The organism is Methylobacterium sp. J-026, assembly GCF_022829585.1.
Lineage (GTDB): Bacteria > Pseudomonadota > Alphaproteobacteria > Rhizobiales > Beijerinckiaceae > Methylobacterium.
Map to the genome: position 1 here is coordinate 65,108 of NZ_JAKSYC010000280.1, position 7,722 is coordinate 72,829.

The 7,722-nt window shown below is 67.2% G+C and carries 5 protein-coding genes and 1 pseudogene; all 6 read right to left on the minus strand.

All coding sequences use genetic code 11. The features are described from left to right. Window positions 1-112: 112 nt before the first annotated feature. A complete protein-coding gene (locus MKK69_RS23935; RefSeq protein ID WP_243972014.1) occupies window positions 113-553 on the minus strand; it encodes a DUF421 domain-containing protein in 441 nt (146 codons plus the stop codon). A 2-nt stretch (window positions 554-555) separates the two neighbouring features. Further along, a complete protein-coding gene (locus tag MKK69_RS23940; RefSeq protein ID WP_243972016.1) occupies window positions 556-969 on the minus strand; it encodes a hypothetical protein in 414 nt (137 codons plus the stop codon). Beyond that, complete coding sequence (locus MKK69_RS23945; protein WP_243972018.1) at window positions 900-2,420, minus strand: CHASE3 domain-containing protein; 1,521 nt, start codon at window positions 2,418-2,420, stop codon at window positions 900-902. The genes MKK69_RS23940 and MKK69_RS23945 overlap by 70 nt, the downstream gene beginning before the upstream one ends. Before the next feature lie 787 nt (window positions 2,421-3,207). Next, window positions 3,208-3,300: pseudogene (locus MKK69_RS31405) on the minus strand (oxidoreductase); the annotation flags it as partial. A 357-nt stretch (window positions 3,301-3,657) separates the two neighbouring features. Then, the gene (locus tag MKK69_RS23955; protein WP_243972021.1) at window positions 3,658-5,712 is read right to left on the minus strand and encodes a PAS domain-containing sensor histidine kinase; all 2,055 of its coding nucleotides are present in this window, start codon (window positions 5,710-5,712) and stop codon (window positions 3,658-3,660) included. Next, window positions 5,712-7,226 carry an ATPase domain-containing protein gene (locus MKK69_RS23960; RefSeq protein ID WP_243972023.1) on the minus strand — a complete coding sequence of 505 codons (1,515 nt, stop codon included), beginning with the start codon at window positions 7,224-7,226 and terminating at the stop codon, window positions 5,712-5,714. Before MKK69_RS23960 ends, MKK69_RS23955 begins: the two co-directional genes overlap by 1 nt. Between the last annotated feature and the right edge of the window lie 496 nt (window positions 7,227-7,722).

Genomic DNA, 7,722 nt, shown 5'->3' on the forward strand with positions numbered 1-7,722 from the left:
GGATCCGGGCGGATCCCCACTTCCGGCGTCACGGCGAGGCTGTCGAACACCGCCCGCACGCACGCGTAGCCCGGGATCGGCCGATCGCGACGCCGATCCAGTGGACGGGGTGTCACTCTTTCTCGATGACGGACACCTTGCCGTCCCGCTCGACAATGGCGACGGCGACCTTGTCGAGGTCGTCGAGGCCCTGCTGACGCGCGGCCGTGCGTACGTCGGCCTGCTGCATGCGCAGGCGCCGCATGTTGATCTCGTCCCAGTCGCCGTCGCGGTAGACCACGATGGGGGTGCCATCAACGATACGTTCGAACCAGACGACGCGCAGCTTCAGCCACGACACCGAGACGTGCATGAGCCCGACGGTGAACAGGGCGCTCATCGCCCCGGTGAACGAGTGGTCGTCGCCCAGGATCGCGCTGACGCTCAGGCCGCCGAACAGGAAGAGCACCACCATGTCGATGGGCGCCTGCTGGCTGGCCGTGCGCCGGCCGATCAGGCGGATGACGAACAGGACGACGAGATAGGCCGACGCGGCCTTGAGGACGGTGTTCATGCTCAAGGCACCGCGTATTGCGACCAGGACAGGGTCTCGCCGGCGTCGAGGCGGGCGGTGAGGTTCACCCCGCCGCGGAACGCCGGAGACCCCGTGAAGCGGATCAGGGCATGGCTCTCGCCGGCCTGGACCGGGAAGACGAGGCGGATGTTGCCGCCGGCGATTTCCCAGGTGGCCGGCCGCGGCGTGATGCTCTCAAGGCCGAACTGGTCGACGAGGTCCTTGGCGATGGTCACCGCGACCTTGTCGCCGCCCGGCGGAACCTTGGTGTCGAAGCGGATGATCGTCGGGGCACCGAAGCGCACCACCGGCTCGTAGCGGATGCCGATCGACCCGTCGGTGTTGGTCAGGCCGCGCTCGCTGAACGGCCCATGTCCGAGCAGACCGCAGGCGCAGACCAGCACGAAGCCGAGCATGACGAGACGCCCCGCGACCTCGGCCTTCCGCCATCGGTCCTCGAAGACCGGGTAGAACCCGTTCGCGATCTCCTCCGGCATCGGCGGGTCGTCGTGGATGACGTCCAAGGCGGTGGTGCTCCCTTCTCGTCGCTCAAGCTCCGGCCCCGGCGAGGCGCGGCATCGGAAAGCCAAGGTCGGGTGCCGCGTCCGGTTCCGCCGGGGTGATAATACGCCATGGCTTCCGCCCGGCCGCGCAGGGGGGCGCGGCTGACCTCGCGCCAGTGACCCGCATCGCTTCCGGCCGCATGGCGGGCGGCTTCCGACACCAGGATCGGCACGCCATGCGCCTTCGTTGCCTGTTCCAGGCGGGCCGCGACGTTCACCGTGTCGCCCAGCACGGTGAACTCCAATCGCATGTCCTCGCCGATGATGCCGCAGAACAGGTCGCCGTAATGGATGCCGACCCCGATGCGGATCGCGGGATGCCCTTCCTCCTTGACGTTCCAGCGGGCGATGACCTCGACGAGATCCTTGGCGAAGGCGAGCGCCCGGGCGGCATCGTCCGGCCGCGGCTCGGGCAGGCCGAATACGACGAGGGCGCCGTCGCCCAGGAACTTGTCGACTACGCCGCCCCTCAGGCGAGCGATGCGCATCACCCGGCGCCGAAACGCGGTGAGGAAGAGCGACAAGTCGTGCGGATCGAGGTTCTCGGCCAGCGTCGTCGAGCCCCGCATGTCGACGAACGCCACGGCCGCGTGCTGCCGTCGGCCGGCCCGGAGGGTGTCGTCCTCGTTGGCGAGCCGGTCGGACAATTCCTCCGGCAGGAAGCGGGCGAGGCTGGCCCGCCGCCCGGCCTCCCGGACGGCCGTGGTCGCGAGGACGGCGAGGAGGGTCACGACGCCGGCGACCGCCGCCCAGACGGCGAGGGCGATCCGCGAGACCGCCGCCTGCCGCTCGTCGAGCAGGGTCGCCTCATGCTCCTCCATCTCGCGGATCAGGCCGCGGATGGCATCCATGGTCGGCTTGCCCCGGCCCTCGGTGATGAGCCGTGCGCTGCCGGCCACGTCACCTGCGCGGCGCAGGACAATACTCCTGTCGAGTTCGTCGTCGAACCGCATCGCGAGCGCCCGCAGGCGCGACAGCTGGGCGAGCTGCTCCGGGTTGTCGACCACCAGCTCACGCAGCCGGTCGAAGTGGCGGTCGAAGGCGTCCCGGCTGGCGAGGTACGGCGCCAGGAAGGCTTCCTGGCCGCTGATGACGAAGCCGCGTTGGCCGGTCTCGGCGTCCTGCAGTGCGGACAGGACCCGCGAGAGGCGGGCATCGACCTCCACCGTGTGGCGCACCGCGTCGCTGCCGTGCTGACGGTAGAGGAAACCGGCGATCGCGAGCGCGGTCATCACGATGAGAGCGGCGAAGCCGGCGCTCATCCACGTGACGGTCCTGGACCGCACGATGGTGAAACGAAGCATGGTCTCCCAGAAACCTCTCATACCCGTCGGCCGCCCGTCTCCGTCCGCCGCCTCAACGAAGTGGCCTGCCCGAAGCTCCACGATGGGGCATCACGTTAAGCGCCTGCGCTCGCTCTTCCGTCGGAAGTCCTCGCGGAAGGGTACCCCCTCCCCTCGACAACGAGGCGATGGCCGAAGGGGAGGCAGACGGTGACCGAGAGGTCCGACGTGTCCGTCATGGCAGGTGGTTCTCCGCAGGAATAGGAAGCAGGGCCGCAATTTGCTGCGCGGTCCCGGCCGATCCGGCATCGGCGGGCGTCAAACGGCTTCTGAATCGACAGCTTGTCGAGGCGTTGCAGGCAGATGTCAGCGCAGGCCTTCCAAGGGCGCGCGCAGCGCACGGACCCACAGCATTGTTCTTTTCGGAAAGCCGGAGGCCCCTTCTCGGGATGAAGCCCTAGGCCCCGTCGGATAATCGGCCCTGAACCGCGCCGTTCAGCCCCGGTTAGGAAAAATGCCGGGCCCAGGCAGCCGTTTATCCTTGCACAGTGGTGCCTCAGATCGGTGAAGGGCTGTGTTGGAAGGGGCTCGGCCACCGTCGGCAGGCCGTCGCCGAAGCGGATGGACCGTCTCCGGCCAGGTTCGGTCGGCGGCTTCGCGCCGATTGCCGCCGCACCCGGCTACATTCGGGAGGCGAACGCCCGATCCGCGCAGGTTCCGGGTCCGGTTCGCGCCAGACCCGCCGGTCCGGTTCTCGCGCCGGCGAGCCCAACGCCGTCGTCACGCCTGGTCAACGTGGCCTAGCAATCGCCCCGGCCGCCGCCCGGCGACGCGCGATCCCGGCCCCACGCCCCTTCGACGCCCCGGTGACGATCGCCGCCCTTCCTTCAAGCTTGCTCATTTCGTCCACCGACGTCACGTCGCGAGACCTGACGTGCTTCAGCCGTCCCACCTCGACAGCGCGGTCCCGTTGCGCATTCGGGGCGGACATCACCGTGAAGCTCGCGCAGCTGTTCTCAGGAGTGGCCCATCCTTCGAGGACGGCCCCTCCCGCCGTGACCATTTCCAGTAGCGTACCGGGTTGGATCACGCGTCCGCCCGATATAATCCACGGTATCCGCTGGTCCGTCCGCGGTACGTGCGTCGCGTACGAGAGCGCGCGGTCAAAGCGGCTCTCGGACACCGGTCCAACATCGACCTTCGCCACCACCGCCTCGAACTGTCCGTTTCAGTTTCGGCAAGACAGTGGGGCAGGCAATCAGGCCGCTTTGCCCCCGAGCACGAGACGGAGCGACCGGGCGAGTTCGTCGCGCCGATAGGGCTTGCTGAGGACGGGAAGCTCTCCGCGTCCGATGACTTGGCCCTCGTCGAGGTCGGCGACATAGCCGGAGGTGAGGAGCACTTTCAGGCCGGGGCGGAGTTGTTGCGCCTCGACAGCGAGTTGCGAGCCGTTCATGCCGCCCGGCATCATCACGTCCGAGAACAGGATGTCGATGCGTTCGACGCCCTTCAGATGGGCGAGGGCTTCGGCGGCGTTCCGGGCGACGATGACCCTGTAGTGAAGCTCCTCAAGGCTTTCCACCGCCATGCTCAGCACCTGCTCGTCGTCCTCGACGAGGAGCACAGTGTCGCCCTCGGCGGCGCGACGCAGGGGTAGCGATCCCTCCCGGCCCGTGCCCGTCTCTTCCCCCGCCGGGTCGGCCGAACGCGGGACGAGGATGCGGAACGTCGTGCCTTCCCCCACCTTGGAGTCGATGCCGACAAACCCGCCGGCGCTCCGGGTGAAGCCGTAGACCTGGGACAGGCCGAGGCCGGTGCCCTTGCCGACCTCCTTCGTCGTGAAGAAAGGCTCGAACACGCGCGCCAGGTTCTCCGGCGCGATCCCGCTCCCGAGGTCGGTGATCGACACCTCGACGAACGCGCCCGGTGAGATGCCGCGGTCGGCCACCGCGGCCGTGTCGAGATGAACGTTCCGGCTGCGTATGACGATGCGGTTGCCATGGCCGTCCCCGTCCATCGCATCGCGGGCGTTGACCACGAGGTTCAGCACGGCGGCCTCGAACTGCGCCGGATCGATCCGGATGGGGTCGAGCGCGGGATCGAGGTCGAAAACGAGTTCGATGGCACCGCCCGCGGCCCGTTCAGCCAGAGACCTGAAATCCAGGAGGAGGCGGTTCGGATTGAGCGTCTGCGGGCGCAGCATCTGTCGCCGCGAGAAGGCCAGGAGTTGCTGGGTGAGCTGCTCGCCCCGGCGCGCCGCTCCCATCGCCGCCTCCGCCAGGCGCAGGACGCGCTCGGTGTTCTCGGGCCTGCGGATGACCATGTCGAGACCGCCGACGATGACCGTCAGCAGGTTGTTGAAATCGTGCGCGACGCCGCCGGTCAACTGGCCGATGGCCTCCATTTTCTGGGCTTGGCGCAACGCCTCTTCGGTATTCCGCTGATCGGTCGTGTCGAGGACGACGCCGGCCATGCGGACGGGCTTGCCGTCGGGGCGATACTCGGCTCGGCCCTTGGCCGCGATCCAGCGGACCGCGCCATCCGGACGCAGGATCCGGCATTCGAGATCCAGGGTGCCGATGTCCATCGCCGCGGCGAAGGTCGCCTCGACCGCTGACCGATCCTCGGGCACCACGCGGGACAGGAAGTCGGCCTGGCCCCAGGATGGAAGGGGTCGGTCGTATCCGAAGATGGCGTCGTGACGGCGGGACCGCCGTGCGGTGTCCTGGACCAGGTCGAGGTCCCAGGATCCCATCCCGGCGGAGTCGAGGGCGAACGCCAGGGTCTCGCGCGCGGCCTCGACCTCAAGGGTGCGTTCCGCGACGCGGCGCTCCAGTGTCTCGTTGGCGACCCGCAACCGCTCCTGAGCTTCCTCGCGTTCCAGGATGTGCTCGCGGGCCTGGTACTGGCGCCGACGGACGCGGAGCGCCGATCCGACCGCGCTGACCAGGGTCTCGGCGTTGATCGGCCGTTCCAGCAGAACGACGTTGCCGAGCCGCTCGATCATGGCCGCGGCCCTGCCGGTTCTCCGTCCGGCCTGGCGGGTGGCCAGCACGATGAAGGGGAAATCCGACCAGGGGGGCTGGGCATCGACCCAGGCAGCGAGATCGGCGGCGCCGACGTCGAGGAGCGCTTCCTCGGTGACAATGGACGTGCCGGCGGCCACCTTCAGGCCGTCCAGCCACGCCGTGACATCGGCGCAGATCGCGGAGGCGGTGCCGGCCTTGTCCAGCAGCGAGGCCATCACGGACGCGTCGCGGCCGCGCGGGGCCAGGATCAGGACGCGATCCTCGTCATTTTGCGGCCTCGCCATCACGCGGTCCCCGCGCCGGCCGGGCCATTTTCGAGCATCGCCACCGCGCCCCCGTAAGTCGGGAGGCCGGACAGGACGCCCTGAAAATCCGTCAGAGCTTCGCCGACCTGAACCCCGATCGGCGAGAGCTTCAGTTCCCGGATGGTTCGCTCATGGGCGTTGATCCGGCTCTTGACCATGGACAGGGCCGTCCTGACTTCGCCCTTCGCCTCGAAATACCGGAACAGGAGGATGGCATCGCTCAGGTAACTCAGGTCGATATCGGACCGCACGTCGCCGATGACACCGTGCTGACCCAGGATCAGGAGCGTCAGGATACCCCGCTGGTTCAGGTAGTTCAGAAGTTCGTGCATCTGCAGCACGAGGTATTCCTCGCCCGGCATCGCATGGATGTATGCGTTCAGGCTGTCGAGGACGACGAAGCCCGAGCCGCGTCCCTCGACCGCCTCGCGCACCCGGCAGGCGAATTCCCCCGGCGACAGGGCCGCCGGATCGATCTGGACGATGGTGAGGCGTCCGCTGTCCAGATGGGGCTGCAGGTCCATGCCGAGTCGGGATGCGCGGATCAGCATCGTCGCCTGACCCTCGTCGAACAGGAAGTACGTCGCGCGGCCGCCGCGCTCCAGGTCCGCCAGCATGCACCGGACGGCCGTGGTGGTCTTGCCGACGCCGGAGGGGCCGAGAAGCAGCGTATTGGTGCCGGGCACCAATCCGCCGCCGATCAGAAGATCGAGTTCCTGCGACCCTGTGGAGGCGGGCTGCGTATCGAAGGCGGCATGGTGTTCGGCCGCCACGAGGCTGGGGAAGACTTTGATACCCCCAGTGTCCAGGACGAAGTCGTGATAACCGCCGCGGAATTTCACGCCGCGCATCTTCAAAATGTTGAGGCGCCGACGCTCGGCACCGAATTCCCGCTGCGACTGCTCCAGCAGGATCACGCCGTGGGCGATGCTGTGCAGCTGCACGTCCGAGGTCCCGTCATCGAGCAGGAGGACCGTGCAGTTGCGCGCGGCGAACATCTGTTTCAGGGCCAGAATCTGACGGCGATACCGCAGCGGGTTCTGCGCGAGCAGACGAAGCTCCGACAGGCTGTCGAACACGACGCGATCGGGCTTGAGATCGTCGACCCGGTCGATGACTTCCCGCACTGTCTCGCCGAGTTCGACCTCGGAGGGGTGCAGGACCGATTGTTCGCTGTCCGGGTCGAGGCCGAGTTCGTTGACGAGTTCGTAGACCTCGATGCCGTCGAGGGACCAACCATGCGAAGCGGCCGCTGAATCGAGCTCGTCGGCATTTTCGGACAGCGTGATGTAAAGGCCCTTCTCCCCGCGCCGCACGCCGTCGCGCAAGAACTGGAGCGCCAGCGTCGTCTTGCCGGTGCCGGGGGTGCCTTCGAGGAGGTAGAGGCGTCCGCGGGTGAGCCCCCCGGAGAGGACGTCGTCCAATCCTTCCAAGCCGGTCGACAGGATCGTCCGAACGAACGGGGCGGCAGGCGTCGGTCGATCAGTAGCCATAGGCACCACGATGGGAAAACGGCCTCCGGCCGCCAAGTTGTCGGCTTCGGGACACCAGTGAAGCATGATCCGACCGATAACGCGGCACGCTCGGTTTGGTCCCATCGCCTGTCGATCAGGGTGCATCGCCCAGGATGGTCGTCACCCGGCTCCGCGACTTCGTATCACGAGGGTGCGCGGGGTTCCGGAATCAGTCCAGTCATCCCGATATCCGGAGCGCTTCACGGTCAGCGTAAGTCGATGATATATTTATGGTCTATATTATAATTCCGGGATTTTTCTAGGGTAATTAAAACGATTACAATAATGTCAGGCGGATTTGTATCTCGGATAGGATGGATTCGCATATTGTGCGATGATTGCTGGAAATCTGAGGGGCAATAAGGAGCAAATGCTGGCCAGCCTGCAGCGTCCTGAGCCGATCCGCGATCGGCATCCCTTTCTCGGTGCAAGAATGCACGACCCCATCTACGAACGCTCGCGCAAGGAGTCTTCC

Bases quoted from the DNA above. Each gene is read 5' to 3' on its own strand.
- MKK69_RS23935 (WP_243972014.1), bottom strand. From the start codon at position 553: ATGAACACCGTCCTCAAGGCCGCGTCGGCCTATCTCGTCGTCCTGTTC.
- MKK69_RS23940 (WP_243972016.1), bottom strand. From the start codon at position 969: ATGCTCGGCTTCGTGCTGGTCTGCGCCTGCGGTCTGCTCGGACATGGG.
- MKK69_RS23945 (WP_243972018.1), bottom strand. From the start codon at position 2,420: ATGCTTCGTTTCACCATCGTGCGGTCCAGGACCGTCACGTGGATGAGC.
- MKK69_RS23955 (WP_243972021.1), bottom strand. From the start codon at position 5,712: ATGGCGAGGCCGCAAAATGACGAGGATCGCGTCCTGATCCTGGCCCCG.
- MKK69_RS23960 (WP_243972023.1), bottom strand. From the start codon at position 7,226: ATGGCTACTGATCGACCGACGCCTGCCGCCCCGTTCGTTCGGACGATC.